This is a genomic window from Mycolicibacterium smegmatis, from assembly GCF_001457595.1.
GTDB lineage: Bacteria > Actinomycetota > Actinomycetes > Mycobacteriales > Mycobacteriaceae > Mycobacterium > Mycobacterium smegmatis.
On sequence record NZ_LN831039.1, the window covers coordinates 4,221,459 to 4,245,631 of the forward strand.

Here is a 24,173-nt window from a genome sequence, read left to right on the forward strand (position 1 = left end):
CAACCGCTGCGGTCGACGGCCGAGGACTGGTTGTCGGAGCGTCGCAATGGTGCGAACAGGCCGGGGTCTCACCATGATCTCCAGACCAACGACTTCGTTATCGGTCGTGCGAATGTGTGACGACTATCTTGCCGATGTGCTGCCCTTTCTCAAGGTAGCGGTGTGCCTCGGCGATATCGGCGAAGGAGAAAACTCGATCCACTGTTGGCTGTAACGCGCCGCTGCGGAGTCCTGCGCGTAGGAATGCGGCAATCCGTTGAACGGCGGCTGGGTCGAGTGTGTGCTCGAAGCTCGCGTACGGGTATATCGTCAGCTGGCCCATGGGAAAAGACGCCGGACGGGGATCCAGCCAACCCACCGTGACCAGTGTTCCTCCGGCTTTCGCCGCACCTGCCAGCTGAGCAAGCCCTGGGCCCATGACCGAGTCGACGATGACGTCCACGCCCAGACCGCCGGTATAGCTCTTGGCAGCTGATGCCACATCTTCAACATCGGACGTGAATACCGCGGCCGCACCGGCGTTCAGGAGCGCGGACTTCTTATCGGGGCTGCGAGTGACTGCCAATGGTATGGCACCGATCTGGTTGGCGACCTGGATAGCCGCCAGGCCCACCCCACTCGAGGCAGCCGTGATCAGTACGTGATCACCGGGCCGTATCCGAGCTTTCTCGATGAGCGCCCCGTACGCGGTGGAGTAAGACACCCAGAGAGCAGCAGCGCCCACGAGGTCGACGCCGTCGGGCCACCCGATCACCCGCTGGGCCGGCACGGTCACGTATTCGGCGTACGTACCGCGGATATCAGCGTCAGGCACCGCAGTGATGATCACCCTGTCCCCGACCGACAGACCCTCAACAGCCGAACCGACCGCGTGCACGAATCCGGCCCCCTCGACGCCGAGGCGGGCATGCGGTAGCCGGATCGGCGCAGGGTACTGCCCTGCGCGCATCATCTGATCGAGACGATTGATCCCGAATGCCTCGATTCTCACTACTATCTCGGCAGCACCGGGCCGACCGACCGGCTCGTCGATGATCCGCAGAACATCGGCCTCACCGAACTCGTCGTACACGACGACTTGCGCCATGGATGGCTCCTTCATCATGGTGTGATCGAGCCACTCAGACGACATCGGTGGCTGCCCTCTATTCTTTACACATATGTTCAAGGATTACAACCGCGACACCCAGGGAGGTGGGCAATGGCCGGACGGCCGGTGGACCATCAGCGACGCGCCGAGTTGCTCGACGCCATAGTTGATTACGCGGCAGAGCATGGGTTTTCCGAGTTGACATGGCGTCCCGTGGCCGCAGCACTGGGGGTCACATCAAACACACTCGTACATCACTTCGGCACCAAGGAGCAGATGTTTCAGGCGGTCCTCGAACGCCTGCGGGTGCGCCTGCTCATCACCACCGACGAGTTGCTCGGCAGTCGCGGCGATCTGGCCTCAGCGGCACGACTGGCGTGGGATCTATCGTTTGCCCCCAAGCGGGGGCAGGAACTTCGACTGTTCTTCGCGGTTTACGGGCGAGCCTTGCAAGCCCCCGAGCAGTTCACGGATTTCCTCCAGCGAGTGGTGGCTGACTGGATGAGCTTACTGTGCAAAGCTCAAGGCCCCGACGTCGAGCCGGCAGCCGCACGACAGCGAGCGACTCTCGTGATCGCGACGATTCGAGGGCTCTTGCTTGACCTGCTTGCCACCGACGACCAAGACCGGGTTCGAGATGCAGCCGAGGCGTTTCTCACCAGCTTGTGAGCATGGACCCGATCGCCGCAAGGCCGACGGTCCAGCAATAGGCGACGAGGAACAGGGGCCTCAGATGTGGGTCAGCAGTGTAGGTTCCCAGTTTCGATGTCATACTGCCGTCGACTGACCTGCGCTGTTCCTCAGAATCCCAGCAAGTGTCATACAAGATCAATCCCAATCTCGTGTCATATCGGAGATTCTGATAACGCTCCTGGTCAATTGACCAGAGGTGTCAGTTCTTTGCCGACGAAGGTGACGAACGCCTCGATGTCTGCGTCGACGGGTGGCTGCAACACGAGGGTGTCTGCACCCGCGGCGGTCCAGCTTCTCAGACCGTTGGCGATTTCCTCTGCGGTGCCTTGCACACTCACATCACCCGCTTCGTCGAGGTTCCACCGCTGATACTCGGCGGCCATCTGCGACGCCGCGTTCGGCCCCGTTGCGCACAGCAGATAGGTCACGATGGACGATGGACCCCTACCGCGCAGTGCGTTTCCTTCGCGCACGTGTGCCACGGCCGCTCGTAGATCCGCAGGACTCGTTCCTTGGGTGATGACTGTGCCTGTTCCCAGTTCGCCGCTGAGACGCAGCGTCTTCGGGCCTACCGCTGCGACCAGTAGTTCGGTGTCCGTGGTCGGCGGCCAATCCAGGGCAACATCCCGCAGCTGAACATATCGACCGTCGAACGTGACGGTTTCACCACGCAGCAGGGCGCCGATGCAGGTCAGGTGTTCGCGTAGCAGGGTCATCGGAGAGGCAACTCGTGCGCCGATCTGTGCCATCCAATCCTGGACTCCGTGCCCAAGGCCAACTCGGACGCGCCCCGGAAATGCACGCGTCAGCGTCGCAATCTCCATTGCCATCAACGCGGGATTGCGCATCGGCACAGGGGCCACACCGATCCCGACGGTCAAGCGCCTACTGTTGGAAAGTGCAATAGCAGCTGCCGAGATTCCGCCGGCGAGAAAGCAGTCTTCCCAGACCCAGAGCTCGTTCAATCCGGCGTCATCAGCGATTCGCGCGGTCGTGGCCAAGCGCTCGGGTGGGTTCTGCGGGAGATATACGCACCCAAGGAGCGGTGCCTGATCGGTCATCGATGTCCCTTCGTCGAAAATGCAGGGCATAACGCGTCCTGGTCGCGCGCTTGAGCGCCGCCCCTGAGCCTGTCACGGCGGGTGCCACTCCGCCCATACGCATCTCATGCCGCGTTCAACTCAATTCCTGCACAGGGTGCGCAAACGGGAACGCCTCCTCTTGCGCCGCCCGTGGTGATACGTATCATCGCAGCTACTGAGCACGGCAGCAGGTTGACGAACCGCTGCGTGGTGATACGATTCACACGCTCTCATCCGAGCCACATCAACGCCATTTGCCTTGGAACACAAGCATATCCGGGCATTCATTTCAGCAAGGACATCAGATCGGAGTTGTGTCATGGGAAAACTCGATGGCAAGGTCGCATTCATCACCGGGGTCGCACGCGGGCAGGGCCGTTCGCATGCGGTGACGTTCGCCCGCGAAGGGGCCAACATCATCGGCCTCGATCTCTGTGGAAAGCCTTCGACGACGGCGTACGACGGGACCACCGACGAAGACCTCCAGGAGACAGTCCGCCTCGTCCATGAGGTCGGCGGTCAGATCTTTGTAGACATCGCCGATACCCGCGACTACGAACAGGTGAAGTCCGTCTTCGACCGTGGCCTCGAGCAGTTCGGTCGCGTCGACATCGTGATCCCGAACGCCGGAATCTGTTCAGGGGCCAAGACCTGGGAGATCACGCCTGAGGACTGGGCGGAGATGGTGGACATCAACCTCAATGGCGTCTTCCATACAGTCAAGGCAGCGGTCCCGACACTCATCGAGCAGGGCAATGGTGGCAGCATCGTGTTCATCGGCTCCACCGAGGCCCTCAAGGGCGCCGAGAACATCTCGTCCTACGCCGCATCCAAGCACGGTGTCACGGGCCTGATGACCTCGCTGGCGCGCGAACTCGGCCGCTACAACATCCGTGTCAACTCGATCAACCCCACGTGCGTCGACACGCACATGATCAACAACGACTTCGTCTACGGCCTGTTTCGTCCGGATATGGACAAGCCGACCCGCGAGGACGTCATCGACACCTTCAGCAACACCCACCTCCTGCCGGTGCCGTGGATCGAACCCGAGGACGTCAGCGAAGCGATCCTCTATCTGGTCGCCGACACCGGTCGCTATGTCACCGCATCCACGATGGTGATCGACGCCGGCTTCATCGTGAAGTCTTGACCGACAGTCCCGATCTCTCCAGCTGAGCCCTCCCTCCGCCAGGCCGCGGATGGGAGGGCTTTAGCCTGTGAGCCGTCATCCGCCTCGCGATGGAGAAGGAGCCCGCCGCATGGTCACGATGAGGGATGTCGCCAAGGCCGCCGGCGTGTCACAGGCGGCGGTCTCATATGCCTACAGCGGCTCCCCGCGTGTCTCGGCTCAGGTGCGCGACAGGATACTCACCATCGCCCATGACCTCGGGTACACCGGCCCGAACATCGCGGGTAGCAGCCTTCGTTCCGGCCGGATCGGAACCGTCGGCGTACTCGTCGCTGGCTCACTCGCACTCGCCGTCGAGGATCCGTCCACGATGCTGCTCCTGAAGGGCATCGTCGAAGTCGGCGAGCTTGCCGATGTCGCGCTCACCCTGCTACCCGTCGACGCCTCTGGCCTGAGCGACGGAACGCACCCGATCAAGCCGGCGGCACTAAGGGGCCTAGTTGATGGGGTTGTGCTGCACTGCCTGCCGAATGACCATCCCGCCGTAGCGGCCGTGGTGGCCCGGCGTACGCCCGCGGTGGCGATTGACTCCCCTCGTCTACCTCACATGCCGTACGTGACGATCGATCACCGGTCCGGTGGCATTAAACAGATGAAACATGTTCTGTCACTCGGGCATCGGCGCATCGGAGTGATCACCGACCGTATCGGTACAGTGAGTCCGCCCGGGTTGCACGACTGCTTCGACGCGTCCGCAGCGACCGAGGCGTACCTGCATGATCGGCTGACCGGATATGTGGAGGCATGCCACAGGGCGAACGTCGCCGCTGATGACCTCATGGTGATCGAAGCAGCGGGTATCGATATGTCCAGCGGCGTCGAGGCGGCAGGGCAACTGCTCGACGTCGGACCCACGGCGATCGTCGCCACCTCCGACGTGCACGCCGTCGCGGCGATCAAGGAGGCCACCCGCAGGGGTCTTCAGGTACCGGGCGATGTGTCCGTGATCGGTTTCGACGACGCCCCGCTGGCCGAGCTCGTAGGTCTCACCACGATCCACCAACCACTCGTCGACAAGGGACGCACCGCGGCCGCGATGCTGCTGGACGTGATCGCCGGAAAGCCGAGGCGCCGATCGGTGAAGAAGACAGAACTCAAGGTGCGCGGCACCACCGGACCGCCGCCGGATTGACGAGAAAGAAACGCCGCCAAGGGCTTTAAACCTGGCGGCGTTTCCTCCCGATGTCAGTCCGCTGACGAGACGGTGTCGCGCCTTTCGGTCTCGGCGGGGAGCTGGGCGACCTCCGCCGAAAGCGTCGACTCGGCGAGCGGCACCTGCTTGGCGAACGACTCCATGTCGTGCTTGGCGCGGTGCTCACGCAGCAGGTTCGCGATCTCGATCGCGTCACCTTCGGGAGCCGTCGACTTCCGGTAGGGCTTCGCGATCCACATGTACAGCAGCCCGACAACTGAGACCACAACGAACCCGATCAACGCGATCCACCGGTCGTAGAAGGGCAAAGCCTGATCACCGTTCGGCCGGGCAAGCACGATCATCGAGAACACGCCGTACACAAGCGCGCCGATGCCGACGGGCCAGCCCCACTTGCCGAGCGTCCAGCTACCTCCAGGCGTCCAGCCCTTGGCGCGGGCGCGAAGTGCCGCGAAGACAACCATCTGGAAGGCGAAGTATCCGGCGAGCATCTGGAAGGCGGCGACGCGGAACAATGCGTCCGGCAGCAGGAACAGCAGCAGGAAGAGCAGGATGCACAGCCCAGCGACGAATCCCAGGGCGTTCAGCGGCACTTTGCGGTTCGAGATCTTCTTGAAGATGTTGCTGCCCGGGAACATGTCATCACGAGCGAAGGAGAAGATCAGTCGGCTGCCCGCTGCCTGCTGGCCCATGACACAGGCCAGAAATGACGTCAAAGCGATGAGCAGGAAGATCTTCGTGCCGGCCACACCGAAGGTGTCGGTGAGGATGGCGGTGATCGGATTGGCGACCTCACCGTCCACGATGGCCTGCAGGTTCGGCGCCGCAAGGATGTAACCGACGAAGGCGAAGATCGCAGCGCCGCCACCGAGAAACACCGTGAGCATCATCGACCGCGGGATGGCCCGGCTGGGATTCGGTGTTTCCTCAGCGACCTCTCCGCACGCCTCGAATCCGTAGTAGAGGACGAGGCCGATGATTGCCGCAGTGAAGAAGGCGCTCGTGTAGTCGCCGCCGCTGCCCGTCCCGAACGTGTTGAACAACACCGAGAAGTCGTTCTTGCGGGCGAAGATCAACAAGTAAAGGCCCACAACGACGATACCGGCGACTTCGGCCGCCAGGCCGACCTTGGCTATGGTGGCCAGAGTTTTGGATCCGGTCGAGTTGAGGCCGATGCAGATCAGCACGACGCACGTGGCGATGATGAACTTCTGCAGCGGCGTCGAGGAGATATTGGAATCCGAGTGGAAGAGGGCGAGCACGAAATCCGCGCTGAACATGGCTGTAGTGGTACAGCCGACGACAATGCCCGCGATGTAGATCCACGACATGATCCAGGCGTATGGACCATTCCAGAGCCGGCGCGCCCACTGGTAGAGACCGCCGGCGATCGGAAACTGTGACACGATCTCACCGAAGACCATCGCGACCAAGAGCTGGCCGAAAGCCGCGATCAGAAGCCAGCCGATCGCGGGCGGTCCAGCGGTGGTGAGAGCCTGGGTGAACATCGACAGCACGCCCACCAAGGGAGACAGGTAGAGGAAGCCTAGTGCGAAGTTCGACCACTGGCCGATCTTGCGGTCGAACTTCTCCTCGTAGCCGAGGACGCGGAGGTGGGCGTCGTCGCCCGCAAGCGACCTCCCCCCGCCGTGGTTGATGGACATTGGTATTCCTTCCAGAGTTGTCGATTCGCACATGCCTAGCGATGAGCGCCGAACAGCCAGTGCCGCGGTGCTACTGAGGTCGGCCGCCGCTTTGTGACTGCGAGCACACATGAAGTTTCATCGAGCACACGGGTCACGGATAGACGCATACCGTGCAACAGACAGGCTCATTTTTTCCCGACGTGGATAACGGGTGATGGCCTTGACAGCCCGTAATCCGGCCGAAAAATCGCTGGTCACAGGTATCCAGCAGGCATCGGACGCTGGGCGGATTCGGTCCTTGACATCCCGAACGGCAAGTACGGCATCGTGATCCGAGCGTGCAACCGCACCGCTGACGATTACACATGTTGCTCATTCCTATCCGTGCCCGCACGCCGCAGCGTCGTGTGCTGGTCCGCACCGCCTCACCGGTGGGCGCACGACGACAGGGAGTTCGGCGATGAGGCAGACGAATTGTGGCAGGAGGCGTGCGAACGCGCGAAGTCACCCGGCCGCAACAGCCATCGGGCTCGGCGCGAACAGCGCAAGATTGGTACGGAAGTTCCGCGCCGTCGCAAAGCACAATTGCTCGTCATCAGCCGTGAGCTGCCACGCCGAGCACACGGTGGTGACTTCTTCGTCCAGAGCGGTTATCACGCTTCAGATCTCCCCGCTCGCCGAGGATGAGAATGACCGATTGGTCATCGACTTCCTGCGGGCCTATCTCACCCGCTCACGAATCAGACGTCGCCTCGGCGGCGTGCCGCCCATGCCAGGCCTTGCTTGGTCAGACGCCGCACGTCGTCACCCGCCAGATCCTGTGGCGCATGGCCGATAGAGTGATAGAACACCCTGCCCTCACCCCAGTGCCGCACCCAGGCGACCGGGCTTTTCAGTCCGTCGAACCAAGCGAAGTGCTCACCCGAGAAAGTCGTCTCGGCAAGCACATGGTTGTTGGGGTCCACGCTCATGTAGTACTGCTCAGATGCGACCGGGAAGTCGTTGACGCCCCGGGTCACCTCATGGTCGGTGTCGAGAATCTTGACGTCATAAGGCTGCGGGTAACCCTCGCCGGCGGGGTGTGCGAGGAAATCGCCGCCCAGCATCAGGTGATATCGCAGGCTGGACCGGAACGCCGCAGCAGCGCCGTGCCACGCCGCCACGCCCGTGCCCGCCTCGACCGCCGCCAAGAGGTGATCCTCCTGCGAATCAGACAGATCCTCGGTCGTCAGAGCATTGTTCCACCCAAGGATGATCAAATCGTAAGAGGTCAGATCACGGTCTAGGGTGAAGATGTCCTGCGACTCCTCCAGGCGGAATCCCAACTCGCCGACCAACCCACGCGTCCACTCGGCAATGTTGTACGGACTGTGCCCCGGCCAGCCGCCGTAGAGGTAGAGGACGTTCGTCATGAGTTGGCGCTTCCTTCCATTGCGGTGCGGATCTCTCTTTGCAGCACCAGCAGTTCCCGGGGACCGACGAGGGCCTCCGGCTTGAGTAAATCATCTACCTGATCGGAGGTGAGTAACTGTTCCGCCACGACCAGATCTGGGATGGGCTCACCGGTCATCAACGCCTTCTTGGCGATGCGGGCCGCTTCGGCGTAACCGATGTAGGGGCTCAGCGCAGTGACGACGCCGATCGAGTGGGTCACCGAATCCAACAAGCGCTCTCGATTGGCAGTGATACCGGTGACGCACTTGTCGATCAGTGTGCGGCACGCGCGATCGAGGTGCGTCAAAGACTGGAACAGGCTGTGAGCGATGATCGGTTCGAACGCGTTCAACTGCAGCTGACCGGATTCCGCGGCCATGCTGACAGCCACGTCACAACCCACGATCTCGAAGGCGACCTGATTGACGACTTCGGGGATGACGGGGTTGACCTTCCCTGGCATGATGCTCGACCCCGGCTGCACGGCAGGCAGATTGATCTCATTGAGGCCCGCCCTCGGCCCCGACGACAACAGTCGGAGGTCGCTGCAGATCTTTGACAACTTCAACGCGGTCCGCTTGAGGACACCCGACACCTGGACGAACGCCCCGACGTCCTGCGTCGCCTCGACGAGATCGTGGGCGGTCGACAAGGACAGACCGGTGACGGCCGTCAGCTTCTCGCATACCAGGTCCGCGTAGCGGGGATGCGAGTTCAACCCGGTTCCGATGGCCGTGCCGCCCAGACTGATCTCACAGATCAGTTGCGCGGCCTCCCCCAGCCGATCGGCGTCTTCACCGACCATCACCGCGTACGTCCCGAACTCCTGACCGAGTGTCATCGGGACGGCGTCCTGCAACTGGGTGCGCCCCATCTTCAGGATGTCCTTGAACTCCTCGGCCTTGACCCCGAACGCCGCCGAGACACGGCGCAATGTGGTTACGAGCGCCGCGAGCTGCTCCTGCAGTGCGATCTTGATCGCGGTCGGATAGACGTCGTTGGTGCTCTGACTCATGTTGACGTGTTCGAGCGGGTGCAGCTCGGAGTAGTCACCGCGAGCGAAACCGAGTATTTCCAGAGCACGGTTCGCAATGACCTCGTTGGCGTTCATGTTCGTCGAGGTGCCGGCACCGCCCTGAATCGCATCGACCACGAAGTGTTCGTGCAGTCGGCCGGCACGGATCTCGTCACAGGCTGCGGCGATCGCGCCCGCGCGGCGGCCGTCGAGTAGTCCGAGCTCCTGATTTGCTTCGGCGGCAGCACGTTTCACCGCTGCCAGCGCTCCGACGAATTCCGGATACGCCGCGACCGTGACGCGTGAGATGGAGAAATTCTCCACCGCACGCGCGGTGTGGATCCCGTAATAGGCGTCGCCGGGAACCGAGAGTGCACCCAGTGAGTCGTACTCGATCCGCGGCGCCGTCGTCGGCGCTGTCACCGCCATGTGTCAGCGGGCCGAGCCTGCGCGGCGGCGGGCAGCCCCTCGTAGAATCCGTCGGTGGCGCACGTGGTCAGTTCCAGCTGCATCCCCCAGGGAGACTTGAAATAGAACCACCGCTGCCCGGCGACGGGCGCCTGCGGATCGACGCCATTGGGGCCCTCTTGCACCACCACGCCGGGAATGGACCTGACGTAGTCATAACCCGCGTCGATGTCGTCGACATAGAACGCCAGATGATGGCCACCCACGTCGCTGTTGCGGGGCAGCCGGGTGTTGCGATCCGGTGCCTCGTACTCGAACAGTTCCACATTGTGGTGCTTGCCGATCCGGATCATCGCGATGGTGCACTGCGCCAACTGATCGACGTCGAGCCGGCGTCGCATACCGTCACCGTCCTCGTCTCGGAGCGGTCCGTCGCGGTAGATCAGCTCGGCACCGAAGTGATCGACGAAGAACGCCACCGCCGCCTCGAGGTCCGGCACCGTGTACGCGACGTGGTCAACCGCTCGAAGGGTCGGTACCCGTGGTTCTTTGATCTCGCCCATGCCGCCGCCTAGATCTGCGCGGGCGCGTCGACGACGAAACGGTGCCCGGTCCAGGGCAGCTCGTCACCGCCGAACTTGGCGGCACGGACATCAGCGGAACGCGCGTGCCCCTCGAAGTTCTCCAGCCGCGACGCTCGACCGCAGATGCGGCCGAGTTCGGCGCTGGACGCCGCGTCCTCGATCTCCTGGTAGGTCACGGTCTTCAAGAACTTGCCTACCCACAGACCGCCGGTGTAATTCGCCGCGCCCAGTGTGGGGAGGACATGGTTCGTTCCGATGGCCTTGTCGCCGAACGAGACACATGTCTTCTCGCCGAGGAACAGAGCGCCGTAGTTGCGCATCTCGGCCAGTGCCCGCCTGGGCTCTTCGGTGAGGATCTGCACATGCTCACTGGCGTAGCGGTCCGCGAGCCCGAAGGCGTCTTCGAGCGAGTCGACGACGTGCACCTCGCCGTGGTTGTCCCATGACACCGCGGCGATGTCGTTGGTTGGCAGGTTCTGCAACTGCCGTGCGACCTCGGCGATCGTCCCGCGCCCCACCCGCTCCGAGGTGGTGATCAGGACCACCGGCGAATCCGGGCCGTGCTCGGCCTGGCTCAACAGGTCTGCCGCAACCACAAAAGGATCGGCGCTCTCGTCGGCGATGATGAGGACCTCTGTCGGTCCGGCGAACAGATCGATGCCCACCTCGCCGAACAACTGCCGTTTGGCTTCTGCCACGTAGGCGTTCCCCGGGCCGGTCAGCAGGTTGACCGGCGCGATGGTCTCGGTGCCGAGTGCCAACGCCCCGATCGCCTGGACGCCGCCGAGGACATAAATCTCGTCGGCCCCGGCCAGATGCATCGCCGCCACGCTGATGGCCGGAGCGCTGCCTTGATTGGGCGGCGTTGTCGCGGCAACTCGTTCCACGCCGGCGACCTTCGCGGTGACCACGGTCATGTGCGCTGATGCGGTGAGCGGATACCGGCCACCGGGCACGTAGGCACCGGACGCGGTGACAGGCACGTGCCTGTGTCCGAGTTTCACACCCGGCAACGTCTCGATCTCGATGTCAAGCATCGAATCGCGCTGCGCCTGAGCGAAGTTACGTACCTGCCGCTGCACGAAGGTCAGGTCTTCGATCACGGTGACCGGAAGGTCCGACACGATCTTGGCGACGTCGGCATCGCTGAGGCGGAATGACGACGGGGTCCACTCGTCGAACTGCTCGGAGTATCGGCGCACCGCCGCATCACCGTTGTCCCTGATGTCGGCGAGAACCCGCGCAACCGTCTCGATGACCTGAGGGTTGCTCTTGTGTGGCGCGCCGACCGTGGTGGTCGGGGCCTTGAGGGTGACCGGCACGGCTCGTATCTCCTTGACCTATCGATGATTTGAAGCGCCGACGCGATCCGTGTCTGTGACGCCTTACCAGTGTGTCCTCGCACAGCACCGCGAGAACAGACACACTTTGTGCGATGGCCCCATGCAATCATGCACACCTTGCACCGTTACCGGCGTACCGCGGGGGCCGACAGGGCGCACACGAGGACCGCGGCCAGCGGCAGGGCGAAAGCCGCGCTCAGACTCGTGAGCTCCGCCAGCCAGCCCACCAGCCCAGGCCCAGCGAGGATGGCCAGATAGCCGACACCGACGACCAACGACAGCCGACGAGCCGAACCGTCGCCGAGATTGCCTGCGGCGGAGAACACTTGCGGTATGCCGCCTGCGATTCCGAGGCCGGTCAATGCCCAGCCGAACAGGACGAGAGGCAGCATCGTCGTGCAGATCACGATCGTCAGGCCCGTGACGGCCACCGCTGCGCCGGCCCTGACGATCAGCACCGGTCCGTACTCGGCGGCCAGGCGGTCGATGCAGAACCGCCCGACCGTCATAGCCCCGACGAACGCTCCGAAGGCCAATGCGCCCAACGTGGGCGTCTCACCTAGTTCTCGCTGGGCGTGCATGCTGCTCCAGTCCATGGCGGCGCCCTCGGCGAGAAAGAACAGGAAGGCGAGCAAACCCAGCACCGCCACCCGCCCCCGTCCGGTGGTCGGCGGTTCATCGCGGTGCACGGCGTCGTCGGAGTTGCGGGCCGGAGGCACCGCCGCTGGCAGATGCGGTCCGCATCGCCACAGCGCCGCTGCGGCGGCAGCGACGATCACCAGGCACACGGCCGAGGCGAACACCGCCGTGGTGAGGGTCGTGGCGTGCAGGGCGAACGCCCCTGCGCTGAGCAGGGAACCAACCAGGGTGCTCAGTGAGAACACCCCGTGAAACGACGCCAGCAACGGCCGCCCGTACAGCCGTTCCGCGATGACAGCCGCGGCGTTGATGGCCACTTCGGCAGACCCCGTGGCCAATCCCAGCACGAACGCGCCCACGGCTGCCCCCTGTCTGCTGGTGGCGGCGAGCGGAGCGATGAGCGCCACGGCCATCGCCGCAACGGTGACGATCGCCACCCACCGGGGGCCGTACCGGTCGGCGATCCTGCCGGTGAGCTGCATGCCGGCGACCGCGCCCGAGCCGAGAATCAGCAGGAGGGTCCCCAGCATCGACGTCGACATCTTTGTTGCAGTCTGCAATGCGGGTAGATGCACGGCCCAGGTCGACAGCACGATGCCGAACGTCGCGAACAATCCGTAGACAGCCATGCGGTACGTCAGCTGGGCGCGGCGCCTAGACAGCACAGTGTTCACTACAGTCGGAGGCCCTTTGCCCAGGCGGAGGCGCCCGATGTCGCGCGAGCTCAGACCGTCACCGGGATTCTCCGCGCGGCCCGCTCACCCTCATGCACCGCCTCCATCATCGTTCGACTGGCGATGGCATCACCGATCCGGACGACGCTGGCACCGGCCGCCTTGAGGCCGAAGTAGAGGTCGTCGACCGGCCGGTGCCACCCCGCGAGAATCACCGTGTCCAGCGATTCGAGAACCGATGCCCGTCCCTGTTCGGTGATGTGCACTGTAGGCCCGTGGATCGCCGTCACCGTACTGAACGGATGAGTTGTCATGCCGGACTTGTGCACTCGCGGCACGGCCAGGTTGGCACTGAACGGGCCGAGCTTCGCGCCGACGTACGGCAGCGGCGTGACGAACTCGACATCGCGCCCCTCGTCGCTGAGCTGCAACGCGAGCCCGATTCCCTTCCATCCGCCCTCGCCGTCGTCGACGATGAGTACCCGCTGACCTACCGGCTGCTCCGCTTCGAGAACGTCCCACACGGAGAGCACGTGTTCCTGGTCCAGCCCGGGCGTGAAACCGATGCCCTGCGCGAGGTTGCCGACAATGTCGTGGCCGGGTGCCGAGCCGGTCGCCACGATCGCGTGGTGGGGATCCAGCGCCACAATCTCCTCGGCCGTCGGCGACTGCGCCAGTCTCAGATCGACCCCGTACTTGGCGATCATCACGTCGAGGTGATCGACGACGCCGCCGATCTCCTGGCGCCCCTTGATTTTCGCGGCGATGCGCAGCTGGCCACCCGTGTGGCCGCGACGCTCGAACAGAATCACCTCATGGCCCTGACGAGCGGCGACTTCGGCGGCCTTCATGCCGGCAGGGCCCGCGCCCACGACGACAACACGCCGCCGCACGGAGGCCTGCAGCAGGGTCCCGATGCCGAGTTCGAGTTCGTAGCCGGCGGCCGGGTTGTGCACACACGTGGAATGTGTGACGTTGAACAGACGGTCGATACACCCCTGATTACAGCCGATGCAGCGTCGGATCTCGTCGAGGCGCCCCTGCTTCATCTTGTTGACCGTTTCCGGGTCCGCAATCTGCTGACGTGTCATCGCCACCATGTCCGCATGGCCGAGTGCCAGGATGTCGGCGGCGTCACCGGGATCGTTGATGCGGCCGACGGCGATCACCGGCACGTTGACCACCGCCTTGACGGCGGCGGCCAGTTCCTCCCAGATCCGCTTCGGGTGCTGCATGTCCGGCACGTTCTGGTGCGCCTCGTTGTAGGTCGCGGCTTTGACGCAGATGTAGTCGATCTTGCCGGTGGCGTCGATGGCCCTGGCAATCTCCTGAGCATCCCCGACCTCGAGGCCGCCGGGGCTGAAGTCGTGCCCCTGCAGGTTGATACCGACCAGAAAGGCCGGCCCCACCTCGTCGCGAACCGCGTCAATGACCCGCATCACGAAGCGCATGCGGTTCTCCAGTGAGCCCCCGTACTCGTCGGTGCGGTGGTTCGAGAACGGCGAGAGGAAGGATGCCAGCAGGTATCCGCCGTAGCCGGAATGGATTTCGACACCGTCCATGCCGCCTTGTTTGGCGTGGCGCGCGCCGATGGCGTGTGCGGCGACGATCTCGTCGATATCCTCGATCTCCATCGCCTTGGGCATCTCGAGGTTGAACGGGCACGGCGTGTTCGACGGCGACCAAAGGGCCCGCTCGGTGAAGGTCGAATGCCCCTGTCGACCACCATGACCGAGTTGCATGACGATTTTTGCGCCGTGTTCGTGCACCGCGTCAGTGATCTTTCGCAGGCCCGGCACAATCTCCGGCAGCCACGACCGCGGCTCCCCCGGCACGTCCTGGGAGGTCGGGTGGATCTGCGGGAATGCCATACCGATCAGACCCACACCACCGATGGCACGCTCGCGGTAGTACGCGACATGCTGATCGGTGGGAAGGTAGTCCTTTGCCATTCCCGTGCCGTGGCCGGTCATCACCACGCGGTTGCGGATCTCGACGTTGCCGAGCGTGATCGGTTCGAACAGCGGTGCCAAGGTGGGGTCGGTGCCTGCGGTCACGGTCACGGGCGTGCTCCTTGTGTGCGGGATCGAGCGGCATGCGTGGGCTGCACGCGGCCGCCGAAAGGGCAGGGGTCAGTTGGTCAGGGCGCCGGAATGGCCAAGGCGCAGCGACAGGGCCGCCGCGGTGATGGCGGGATTGACGGCCCCGGACGAGCAGAAGGTCGACGTGTCGGCGATCCACAGGTTGTCGAGGTCATGGGCTTTCAGGTTCGCGTCGACCACACTGGCGGTCGGATCGTCACCCATGCGTGCGGTACCGCACTGGTGTGACGTCGCCTCGACCCCGAGACTTCGCGTGAGCACCACCGGGAAGCCGGCTTTGCGGACAACCTTTTTCATACGGCGGATGAGCTCATGGTGCGCGGCGAGATTGGTCTCCCTGCGAAAGAGGCTGATCTGACCGTTGGGCCGGAGAGTCACTCGGTTCTCGGGAAGCGGGAGGTCTTCGGTCTGGATGAACAGGTCGAGTGTGTACTTGGTGACCTCGTCGAGGATGGGCATCGGCACCCAAGGTTTGCCCATCTTGGCTTGTGGGCCGCGCAGTTTGCCGAGCCCCTGGACGTTGCCCAGCGGGTAGATGTTGCCGGGCCCGGCCTCGTACCAGTCGTTGATGCCGATCGTCTTCTGGTAGACGGCCTCGTTCTTGCGCCGCGGATCGACAGCGAGGAAGAACGTGGTGATGTGCGCCATGTAATTGCGCCCCACCTGGTCCGACGAGTTCGCCAGCCCGCGGCGGTGTTGATCGGAGGCGGAGCGTAACAGCAGCGCCGCGGTGTTGACTGCGCCGCAGGACAACACGAATCTGTGCGCGCGGACCTCTATTCGGCGGTCGTGATGACGGATCTGCGCGGCCGCGACGGTCTTCCCGTCAGGGCTGGTGACCAGTCTCACGACTTCGGCGTTGGTGAGAAGCTCGACATTCCTGGTCTTCGCGGCGAGCGCGGGACGGACCGCCGAGACGTCGGCGTCGCCCTTCGCCTCGACCATGCACGCGAAGGAGTCGCAGGTGTCACACAGGACGCAGCCGCCACCAGGCCGGTAATCGAGCGCTTGAGGAGCCGAAAAGGGATGCAGGCCCTGCTTTCTGGCGCTCTCGGCGAGCCTGGCCATCGCTCCCTCGTGCGGCAGGCCCGGGTAGGGATAATCGGTGGACCGCCAAGGATCCGTCGGGTCCTCTCCCTTGTTGCTGTGCACCCAGAACATTTGCTCGGCTTCGCCGTAGTACGGCTCGAGGTCGGCGTAGTCGATGGGCCATGCGGGCGACAGTCCGTCTGCGTGCTCGATCGGCCCGAAGTCGCATTCGCGGAAGCGGGGCAACGTCGCCCCATACAGCTTGGTGCTGCCGCCGACGTAGTGGTAGTTGCCGGGTGTGAAATTCTTGCCTGTCGCCGCGTCGTGCCACGACGCGGAGTTCTTGTATCTCCCCTCGGTGTGTACGGCGTCGAAGGACCAGTTCTCGCGTTCGACGGGGAGGAAGTCGCCCTGTTCCACTATGAGAACTCGAATTCCCTTGTCGCGCAATGCGTAGGCCAGGCAGCCACCGCCCATGCCGGAACCGATGATGGCCACGTCGGTTTCCACGACGTCGGGAGGATCGGAGATGATCTGCGACTGTAATGCCGCACGCGAAGGTATCACGAGAAAAAGCTCCCTGGGCTGAAAGTGGGATTGTCCCCGTATCTGTTGGGCAGGTCACTCAACGGTACGAATGGTCAGCGGGGCTGGACAGACTCAGGGTGTGCAGTCTGCGCCCGCCCGCAGCACAGGGTGTGCAACTCGGATGTGGGTTGCGCTCAGTGACGCTACTGGCGCTGCAGGAGGTCATGGCCGCGCACCGCGAAGACCAGGGCCTGTCGGGTGTCGGGGTCGTCCAGGGACCGTTGCAGCAAGTTGGTGATGCGCTCGAGCCGGTAGTACAGCGTGCGCCGTTGCACGAAAAGTTGTTGTGCGGCCTGAGATTTGTTCCCGTCGCAGGACAGATAAGTGCGCAGCGTGGGGAGAAGCGGGTTCGACGCGGTGGCGTCGTGTTTGAGAATCGGGCCGAGTTCGTCTTCGATGTAGCGAGCCAGTTCGGGTCCGCCGGCCAAGGACGCCAACAGGCGCAGCACCCCCAAGTCGTCGAATCGGTGCACTTCCTTGTCGGGCTTGGCCGCGGCCACCGATGCCGCGCTGCGCGCCTGTTCGACGGCTGTCGGAAGTTGTGCGGGACTCACCGGTCGACTCACACCGGCGCGCACGTCGAGCGCACGGAGGCGTTCGACCATCTTGCGCTCGGAACTGGTGGGCGACAGACCCATGATCGCCAGGGTGTGTTCGCCCAGATCCGCGACTACGGCCGGCACATGCATCGCCCGGCAGAACTCCTCGATCGCTTCGTCGCTCGTGGCGCCGGGCGGCATCTCTTTGAGTACGGAAACCACCACGAGGGCACGTTCCCGCAGGTCCTGTCCCAAGCGCAGGGCTCTTGCGACGAACGCCTCACCGTCGATATCGCCGAGCAGCAGCCTGCTCACAAGCGCGTTCTGACGTTGGGCGGATCTCGCACCGCTTTCCCTGGCGCCGAGAAGGGCGATGGCGATGCCGTCGGTCGCGCGGTCGACTGCGTATCCGGCTGTGCCGACCAGGGCTGCACCGCCGTGAAGCACGTGCAACCAACCCCACCGCTCACCACGCAGCACCACGGCTCGTCGCGTGCAGTTGGGGGCGTCACCCGCCGAACCGGACTCGTTCGACGTCTCGTGTTCGATGCGTGAGTGGTGCTCCCAGTGCGACAGAACATCGTCATCCGCAGGGGAATTCGCGGAATAGGCCACCACCTGATGGGTCGCGTCTTCAAGGACGACGGGATGGCCCACCTCCTCGGCCAGCGCGTCGGTGAACCGGACCGGGTCCCGACCGGCCAGCAGCATCTGCATGAAGGTGGCGTTCAGCCGTTCGTATGCGCTCAGGTCGAGCACGCGCTGGTCCACTATCGACTCGTGCACCTGAGCGGACACCTCCACGAACGGCACCTCCCCCGCCAGGCCCACCAACGGCAGCCCACGATCCCGGGCAGCATCCACAAGAGCCGCCGGCATCGTCGCGTAGGCCCGACCGCTGAGTTCGATGACCAGGACGGCTGCGCCCGCGTCGGCGAGTGCAGCGATGTAGTTCTCCTGTTCCGCGGCGCTGGATCCGATCCCGAGTCCAGCGGTCAACAACATCTCTCCGCCGGTGAGAAAGGTTGCGATGTCTGGTATTTCGGTCGGGTGGACCCACCTGATGATGCGGTCGAGGTTCTCGTGTCCGGCGTAGACTCTCAGCGGCACCCGTTCGAACACCTCGAGTTGAAGCGCCGCTTCGACGGTCATCGCCATCGCTTTCGCCGCCTTTCTGCACGATGTGTGCATTCAATCGGCAATGTAGTTCTCAGATCGGGTCTGACGCAAGTCACATTCCGATCGGAAGACTCAAGGAACACACGACCCCATGTCGCGGCAAGTCGCACGTACGGAAAAGGAGAGTTCATGCCCAGGCTCAACGGCGGACAGGTCATCGGCCGCATCCTGAAGGAGTACGGCGTTCCCTATGTGGCCGGCATTCCCGGCCACGGCATCTGGGGGCTGATGGACGCGTTCAACGAAGAGGAATCGAAGATCCCCTTCATCCAGACCTACCACGAGCAGAGCGCCGTCCACCTCGCCGATGGCTTCTACCGCGTGTCCGGCAAGCCCATGGCCGCCGTCACGTCCATCGGCGCCGGGGCATCCAATACCGTGCTCGGCCTGGCGACCGCATACAGCGATTCCACCAGTGTCCTGGTGATCACCGGTGGTCCGCCGCGCCACATGCGTGGCCGCGGCGTCCTCCAAGAGCTGGAACGCCAGAAGGACAATGGATTTCCGCAGGTGGCGGAGGCGGTGTCCAAGCGCAGCTGGGTGGCCAACAGCATCGAAGACCTCCCGTTCATCATGCACCGGGCCTTCTCCACAATGCTGACCGGACGCCGCGGCCCCGCCCACATCGAGGTGCCCTGGGATCTGCATGCCGAGACTGCCGAGGTCAACTTCCACGACCTCGCCCGCCGGCTCCCCATCGGACTTCAGTACCCCGATCCAGAGGCGATCGAACGCGCCGTCGCGCTGCTGGGCACCGCCAAGCGGCCGGTGATCGTTGTCGGTGGCGGTGCGATCAGCGCCAACGCCACCGACGAGGTCCGCGCCCTGGCCGAAGGCCTCAACATTCCCGTCGCCACCACGTGGAACGGCAAGAGCGCGTTCCCCGAGGATCACGAACTGTTCATCGGCAGTGTCGGCCAGACCGGCACCATCCACGGCAACTACCTGGCGGCCAACGCCGACGTCGTGTTATCCATCGGATGTCGATTCACGGACTGGTCTGCCTCCAGTTACGCCAAGGGCAGATCTTTCTCCTTCCCGCCGGCCAAACTGATCCACATCGACATCGATCCGCACGAGATCGGCAAGATCTATCCCGCCGAGGTCGGGATCCTCGCCGACGCCAAGCCTGCCGTCGCGGCGATCGTCGCGTCCCTCGGCAGCACACCGGAGCGAACCGAGTACCTCGCCGAAGTCGCAGAACGCAAGGCGGACTGGGAAAATCAGCTTTCGGCCCGACGAGACACCGACCGGTTTCCCTTCACGCTGCAACGGCCGCTGCACGCACTACGCCAAGTGATGGACCGCAGCGGCATCGTGCTCGCCGGGTCGGGCAACACCCAGGGTGCGGTCAAGCAAACCTTCCCGGTGTATGAGCCCCGGACGCACCTGACCACCGGCGGCTTCTCCGCGATGGGCTGGCCGGTGCCCGCCGCGCTCGGCGCCAAGCTGGCCGCGCCCGAACGGCAGGTCGCCTGTATCACCGGTGACGGCGATTTTCTGATGACCGCGCAGGAGATCGGAGTCGCCGTCCAACACGACATTCCGGTCGTCTTCGTCGTGCAGGACAACTCGGGCTACATCTCGATCCGAGGCGGGCAGCGCAACGCAACCGACCGGATCATCGGCACGGAGTTCAACCGCCCGGACGGTTCGCCCTACAGCCCGAGCTTCAAGGACCTCGGAAAGTCCTTCGGGCTGGAATCGTTCCGCGTCGAGTCCGCGGCCGATCTCGAGCCGACGTTCAAGCGGGCGTTCGATGCTCAAGCTCCGGTCCTGGTCGAGGTTCCCACCGACCGCGACCTCGCCAGCCCGTTCGTGCCTGGATGGCTGGACTTCCCGCCTCTGCCCCACATCACCGACGAGCGCGCAGACGAGTACCGCGAGATGCGTGCCGCCGAACAGCACCAGTAGGCGACAACCTCCCGCGATCCGTCACCGCGTGCGCACGCGGTGACGGATCGTGCCGCTTTGACCCGAAACAGCCGAAAGGGGTTGACGATGGGCCGTCCCGGGGTGAACGCCCTGTGGCTCACCGCTGTGACAGCCGTCTTTCTCGCCGGGTTGTGGACGCTCACCGCATACGGGTCGACTCACAAGCTGCCCGTCACGCCCAGCAGCAGTTATTCGGTAACAAACCCGCCGTGGTCCACCACGACGGGTCGCTAGTAGAGGAACCCATGCAACCTTCGGTAACACGGACCCATGCCCGCTCGGGACTCACCTTCACGGCCATCGGCTACGGCGGTGCTCCGATCGGCAATTTCAACGGCACCTTCACCGAGCTGGAAGCGTTGGCGATGGTGGACCAATCGTGGGATCAGGGCATCCGGTACTTCGACACCGCACCCGGGTACGGCAACGGCCTGAGCGAGCACCGCCTCGGACAAGCGCTCAGGCAGCACAACCGATCCGAATACGTGCTGTCCAGCAAGGTCGGGCGGGTACTGACGCCGATGATCGGCGCTCCTGCGGGAAACGGTGACTACCTGGATATCCCACCGTTCGTCGCGACATACGACTACTCGTATGACGGCGTCATGCGTGCGGTCGAGCAGAGCATGCAACGCATGCTCACCGACCGGTTCGACGCGCTTTTCATCCACGACTGCGACGTCTACACCCACGGTGACGCCCAACCCGAGTACTTCCGCCAGGCCATCGTCAGCGGATTCCCGGCACTGGAGATGTTGCGCGACCAGGGTGTGGTGCAGGCGATCGGGTTCGGTGTCAACGAAACCGACGTGATGTTGGACGCGGTCAAAGCTGTCGACGTCGACATCTGTCTGCTGGCAGGCCGCTACACACTTCTCGAACAGCAACCACTCGACGACCTGTTGCCGTTGTGTGAAGACCGCGGCGTGGGAATCGTGTTGGGCGGCGTGTACAACAGCGGCGTGCTCGCAACCGGCGCCGTGGACGGTGCCCGCTTCAACTATGGCCCAGCCCCCGCCGACATCCTCGACAAGACCCGCGCACTCGAAAGCGTCTGCAACGAGTTCGAAGTGCCGCTGCCAGCCGTTGCACTCCAGTTCGCCTATGCCCACCCCGTTGTCACCAGCGTGTGCCTGGGCGCCCGTAATCCCGGCCAACAGGCCCGCAACGCCGACCTTTTCGGGACGGAGATCCCCGTGGATCTCTGGGATGAACTCCGCTCCCGCCGCCTGATTCGCGAAGACGCCCCGACACCAAGTGCGCGTTCCGCAGAGCGAGATTGAGCGAAACGCCAGAAGGGGCGGCGCCGACAGGCGCCGCCCCTTCTGGTCTATTGCGCGGCCGACGCGATATCCGGGGCGACACGCAGCGCGTTCGCCGCGATCGTCAAAGCGGGGTTCAATGCCGCCGACGACGGGAAGAACGAACCGTCCACGAGCCATAGGTTTTCCACGTCATGGCTTCGGCATTGTCCGTTCAGTACGCTGCGCGCGGGGTCATGGCCCGCCACTGCCGTGCCACACATATGCGAATTGGTCTCGATGCCCATCCGCTGCGTCAGCACGATCGGATAGCCGGCCCGTCGTACGGCCTTGGTAACCCGCCTCACCAACTCCCGGTGCGGCGCAACATTGTTCGGTCGCCACCGCACGTAGATGTGACGATCATCCACGGTCACTCGGTTGTCGAGCCGCGGAAGGTCTTCTGTGGTGAGGTAGATGTCCAGGCTGCGGTCCGTGGCCATCTTCAGCGCCCACATCGGCGCCCACGGCCGGGCATTCTTGATCATGGCGGCCTGCAGCTTGCCGAGCATCTGCAGGTTGCCCAACGGATACTCGTTGTCCGGTCCGGCGGTGTACCAGTCGTTGAGCCCCAACGTCTTCTGCCATGCCGTGGTGTTTCGCCGACGGGGGTCGATCGCAATGAAGAAAGTGCTGTTGTGGACCATGTAGTTTCGTCCGAGCAGACCCGAGGAGTTCGCGAGACCATCCGGGTGTTGAGGAGTCGACGAGCGCAGCAGGATGGCTGCGGTGTTCACCGCGCCGGCCGAGATCACGAACTGCTTGGCCTCGATCCGGACCGTCCGGCTGCCGCTCACCGCTTCGGCTGCCACAACCGTGCGACCGTCCGGCGATGTCAGGAGGCGCGTGACCTTGGAGTCGACGAGAAGCCGAACATTTTTCTCATGCAACGCAGGTCGCAGGGCCCGATTTTCGGCCTCGCTCTTCACGTCGGACTCAGACGGACAGCCGTCGGATGTGGTCGACGCGCGTCGTTGCTCGTCGGTGTCGAGATTCATCCCGTTCGGGGTGTGGAAGGGATGCAGCCCCTGACGCTTGAGAGACCCCGAGAAACGCTCGATCACCGGTTCGTGTGCGAGCGGCGGATGTGGATAGGGCTGTGAGTGCGGCGGTTCCGTCGGGTCTTCGTCGGTGGTCCCGTGCACCTCGAAGAGGCGCTCCGCTTCGCAGTAATACGGTTCGAGGTCGTCGTAGTTGAACGGCCATGCCGGTGAGGTTCCGTCGTGATGGATGATCTCGCCGAAATCCTCGCGGCGGAATCTGGGCAGGCTCGCACCGTAGAACTTCGTGTTGCCGCCGACCCAGTAGTACGTGCCCGGCTGGAAGGGTTCACCCGTGCGGGCATCGATCCACGGTTCGGCCGTCTTGTAGCGCCCGTGGATGTGCATCTCTTCGGGCATCGAATTCTCGGGTTCGCGGGGCAGGAAATGCCCCCGCTCGACCACCAGGACATCCCGGCCGGACTGACTCAACGCATAGGCGAGCGTCGAACCACCCATTCCAGAGCCGACGATGACGATGTCAGCCGTGAAGACGTCCGAGTCCGACGCCCGCACAACGGCACCCTCTCGAAGGGGTGCGTACTCGTCGTTCGGTCGAGCGGTCAATGCCATTGCGGAAATCCTCTGTTCGTTGCCGGCCGTCGTGCCTCCGAATCGTCCTGATGCGCGACATGGTTGCCCGGGTCGGCAAGGTGCTCGTGCGACGTTATACCGATGACGTTATGAGGTGCGCAACGCCGTAGCCAGACACAAGATGTGGCATGTTCTCCGGCTTTTGGACACAAACTGTGCATAGACCTCATCAAGCGACCCCAAGTGGATTGGGCGGCGCTGGGCTGCTTAGCGATACCGGTGGTCACGCAGTGGGCGGGCAGCGTCCGCAGCGGCGAGCCAGAATCGACGTTGGAAGAAGTCCCCGAGTTTTACAGGACCAGATCTGCAAGTGATCTGCGGTAACCGTGTAGCGATGGTTACGAAGCGCGGAGTCGACACGGACGTCGCCAGTCGGCATCGCACCAGAGCGACACATACAGAGGCCCGGATAGACGGATCACAAGGGCGGCAAGAGCCGAAGACGTATGACCTAATCCGAGCTTCGTGTCATACATGCCAAAACATATGACATTTCGCTGAAATTGGGCGTCTACAACGGAGGGGTAGGGTCCCAATCTCGATGTCATTTGGGTCTGCTGCACGAACAGGTGACAGTGATCCGCCCCGGCATGTCGGGAGGTTCTCTTATCTGAGTGCCTCCTCGGCATGAGGGTGCCGTTGGCGATGGTAGTAGAGCGCTTCGGCCCGATCGGGGGTCAGGTCCTGGCAGTAGCCGTTGGGTCGCTGACGGTTGTAGAAGGCCACCCATTCGGCGGTCCCCAGCGCCAGTTCGGTGGCACCGGGATAGAGCGGCTGGCGGTCGATGAGTTCGGTCTTGTAGCTGCTGTTCACCGATTCGGCCAGAGCATTATCGAAACTATCCCCGACGGATCCGACTGAAGGCAGGATCCCCTCAGCGGCCAGACGTTCGGTGAACGCGACCGCGGTGTAT

General features: G+C 63.8%; 17 protein-coding genes and 1 pseudogene. 5 read left to right on the forward strand and 13 right to left on the reverse strand.

The window, feature by feature from the left end:
• Window positions 1-97: 97 nt before the first annotated feature.
• On the reverse strand, window positions 98-1,087 hold the full coding sequence (locus AT701_RS20300; protein ID WP_011729524.1) for a zinc-dependent alcohol dehydrogenase family protein: 990 nt from the start codon (window positions 1,085-1,087) through the stop codon (window positions 98-100).
• Window positions 1,088-1,201: 114 nt separating this feature from the next.
• On the opposite strand from AT701_RS20300, the gene AT701_RS20305 reads away from it, so the two are divergent.
• Window positions 1,202-1,759, forward strand: coding sequence for a TetR/AcrR family transcriptional regulator (locus AT701_RS20305; RefSeq protein ID WP_058126474.1), 558 nt, complete (start codon window positions 1,202-1,204; stop codon window positions 1,757-1,759).
• A gap of 206 nt (window positions 1,760-1,965) precedes the next feature.
• Here the strand turns inward: AT701_RS20305 and AT701_RS20310 are convergent, their stop codons facing one another.
• Window positions 1,966-2,844, reverse strand: a complete 879-nt coding sequence (locus AT701_RS20310) for an LLM class flavin-dependent oxidoreductase (RefSeq protein WP_058126475.1) — start codon at window positions 2,842-2,844, stop codon at window positions 1,966-1,968.
• Between the two features lie 340 nt (window positions 2,845-3,184).
• Here AT701_RS20310 and AT701_RS20315 point away from each other — a divergent pair, with 340 nt between their 5' ends.
• Together AT701_RS20315 and AT701_RS20320 are read left to right on the forward strand one after the other, a co-directional pair.
• On the forward strand, window positions 3,185-4,018 hold the full coding sequence (locus AT701_RS20315; RefSeq protein ID WP_058126476.1) for a mycofactocin-coupled SDR family oxidoreductase: 834 nt from the start codon (window positions 3,185-3,187) through the stop codon (window positions 4,016-4,018).
• A gap of 109 nt (window positions 4,019-4,127) precedes the next feature.
• Window positions 4,128-5,189 (forward strand): LacI family DNA-binding transcriptional regulator, encoded by a 1,062-nt coding sequence (locus AT701_RS20320; protein ID WP_058126477.1) that lies wholly within the window; start codon window positions 4,128-4,130, stop codon window positions 5,187-5,189.
• Between the two features lie 53 nt (window positions 5,190-5,242).
• On the opposite strand, the gene AT701_RS20325 is transcribed toward AT701_RS20320, so the two are convergent.
• The 9 genes from AT701_RS20325 to AT701_RS20365 form a co-directional block, all read right to left on the reverse strand.
• Window positions 5,243-6,874, reverse strand: a complete 1,632-nt coding sequence (locus tag AT701_RS20325; protein WP_081319530.1) for an APC family permease — start codon at window positions 6,872-6,874, stop codon at window positions 5,243-5,245.
• A 722-nt stretch (window positions 6,875-7,596) separates the two neighbouring features.
• Window positions 7,597-8,268, reverse strand: a complete 672-nt coding sequence (locus tag AT701_RS20330; protein ID WP_058126478.1) for a ThuA domain-containing protein — start codon at window positions 8,266-8,268, stop codon at window positions 7,597-7,599.
• Complete coding sequence (locus tag AT701_RS20335) at window positions 8,265-9,734, reverse strand: aspartate ammonia-lyase (RefSeq protein WP_058126479.1); 1,470 nt, start codon at window positions 9,732-9,734, stop codon at window positions 8,265-8,267. Before AT701_RS20335 ends, AT701_RS20330 begins: the two co-directional genes overlap by 4 nt.
• Complete coding sequence (locus AT701_RS20340) at window positions 9,725-10,276, reverse strand: VOC family protein (RefSeq protein ID WP_081319531.1); 552 nt, start codon at window positions 10,274-10,276, stop codon at window positions 9,725-9,727. Before AT701_RS20340 ends, AT701_RS20335 begins: the two co-directional genes overlap by 10 nt.
• Window positions 10,277-10,284: 8 nt before the next feature.
• Window positions 10,285-11,619: a histidinol dehydrogenase gene (gene hisD / locus AT701_RS20345; protein ID WP_058126480.1), complete on the reverse strand. Its 1,335-nt coding sequence runs from the start codon at window positions 11,617-11,619 to the stop codon at window positions 10,285-10,287.
• Window positions 11,620-11,765: 146 nt separating this feature from the next.
• Window positions 11,766-12,908: an MFS transporter gene (locus tag AT701_RS20350; protein ID WP_058126481.1), complete on the reverse strand. Its 1,143-nt coding sequence runs from the start codon at window positions 12,906-12,908 to the stop codon at window positions 11,766-11,768.
• A 95-nt stretch (window positions 12,909-13,003) separates the two neighbouring features.
• Window positions 13,004-15,016 carry an oxidoreductase gene (locus AT701_RS20355; protein WP_058126482.1) on the reverse strand — a complete coding sequence of 671 codons (2,013 nt, stop codon included), beginning with the start codon at window positions 15,014-15,016 and terminating at the stop codon, window positions 13,004-13,006.
• Window positions 15,017-15,085: 69 nt separating this feature from the next.
• On the reverse strand, window positions 15,086-16,651 hold the full coding sequence (locus AT701_RS20360; protein ID WP_157892563.1) for an FAD-dependent oxidoreductase: 1,566 nt from the start codon (window positions 16,649-16,651) through the stop codon (window positions 15,086-15,088).
• Window positions 16,652-16,815: 164 nt separating this feature from the next.
• Window positions 16,816-18,369, reverse strand: coding sequence for a PucR family transcriptional regulator (locus AT701_RS20365; RefSeq protein ID WP_058126484.1), 1,554 nt, complete (start codon window positions 18,367-18,369; stop codon window positions 16,816-16,818).
• Window positions 18,370-18,519: 150 nt separating this feature from the next.
• On the opposite strand from AT701_RS20365, the gene AT701_RS20370 reads away from it, so the two are divergent.
• The gene (locus AT701_RS20370; RefSeq protein ID WP_058126485.1) at window positions 18,520-20,304 is read left to right on the forward strand and encodes a thiamine pyrophosphate-binding protein; all 1,785 of its coding nucleotides are present in this window, start codon (window positions 18,520-18,522) and stop codon (window positions 20,302-20,304) included.
• Window positions 20,305-20,570: 266 nt separating this feature from the next.
• Complete coding sequence (locus AT701_RS20375) at window positions 20,571-21,608, forward strand: aldo/keto reductase (RefSeq protein WP_058126486.1); 1,038 nt, start codon at window positions 20,571-20,573, stop codon at window positions 21,606-21,608.
• Between the two features lie 47 nt (window positions 21,609-21,655).
• On the opposite strand, the gene AT701_RS20380 is transcribed toward AT701_RS20375, so the two are convergent.
• Window positions 21,656-23,239 (reverse strand): GMC oxidoreductase, encoded by a 1,584-nt coding sequence (locus tag AT701_RS20380; protein WP_058126487.1) that lies wholly within the window; start codon window positions 23,237-23,239, stop codon window positions 21,656-21,658.
• A 705-nt stretch (window positions 23,240-23,944) separates the two neighbouring features.
• Window positions 23,945-24,165 (reverse strand): annotated as a pseudogene (locus AT701_RS20385) (integrase core domain-containing protein); the annotation flags it as partial.
• Window positions 24,166-24,173: the final 8 nt, after the last annotated feature.

Excerpts from the sequence above, each read along its gene's own strand:
- AT701_RS20300 (WP_011729524.1), bottom strand. The coding sequence starts at position 1,087 with ATGGCGCAAGTCGTCGTGTACGACGAGTTCGGTGAGGCCGATGTTCTG.
- AT701_RS20305 (WP_058126474.1), top strand. The coding sequence starts at position 1,202 with ATGGCCGGACGGCCGGTGGACCATCAGCGACGCGCCGAGTTGCTCGAC.
- AT701_RS20310 (WP_058126475.1), bottom strand. The coding sequence starts at position 2,844 with ATGACCGATCAGGCACCGCTCCTTGGGTGCGTATATCTCCCGCAGAAC.
- AT701_RS20315 (WP_058126476.1), top strand. The coding sequence starts at position 3,185 with ATGGGAAAACTCGATGGCAAGGTCGCATTCATCACCGGGGTCGCACGC.
- AT701_RS20320 (WP_058126477.1), top strand. The coding sequence starts at position 4,128 with ATGGTCACGATGAGGGATGTCGCCAAGGCCGCCGGCGTGTCACAGGCG.
- AT701_RS20325 (WP_081319530.1), bottom strand. The coding sequence starts at position 6,874 with ATGTCCATCAACCACGGCGGGGGGAGGTCGCTTGCGGGCGACGACGCC.
- AT701_RS20330 (WP_058126478.1), bottom strand. The coding sequence starts at position 8,268 with ATGACGAACGTCCTCTACCTCTACGGCGGCTGGCCGGGGCACAGTCCG.
- AT701_RS20335 (WP_058126479.1), bottom strand. The coding sequence starts at position 9,734 with ATGGCGGTGACAGCGCCGACGACGGCGCCGCGGATCGAGTACGACTCA.
- AT701_RS20340 (WP_081319531.1), bottom strand. The coding sequence starts at position 10,276 with ATGGGCGAGATCAAAGAACCACGGGTACCGACCCTTCGAGCGGTTGAC.
- AT701_RS20350 (WP_058126481.1), bottom strand. The coding sequence starts at position 12,908 with ATGGCTGTCTACGGATTGTTCGCGACGTTCGGCATCGTGCTGTCGACC.
- AT701_RS20365 (WP_058126484.1), bottom strand. The coding sequence starts at position 18,369 with ATGGCGATGACCGTCGAAGCGGCGCTTCAACTCGAGGTGTTCGAACGG.
- AT701_RS20370 (WP_058126485.1), top strand. The coding sequence starts at position 18,520 with ATGCCCAGGCTCAACGGCGGACAGGTCATCGGCCGCATCCTGAAGGAG.
- AT701_RS20375 (WP_058126486.1), top strand. The coding sequence starts at position 20,571 with ATGCAACCTTCGGTAACACGGACCCATGCCCGCTCGGGACTCACCTTC.
- AT701_RS20380 (WP_058126487.1), bottom strand. The coding sequence starts at position 23,239 with ATGGCATTGACCGCTCGACCGAACGACGAGTACGCACCCCTTCGAGAG.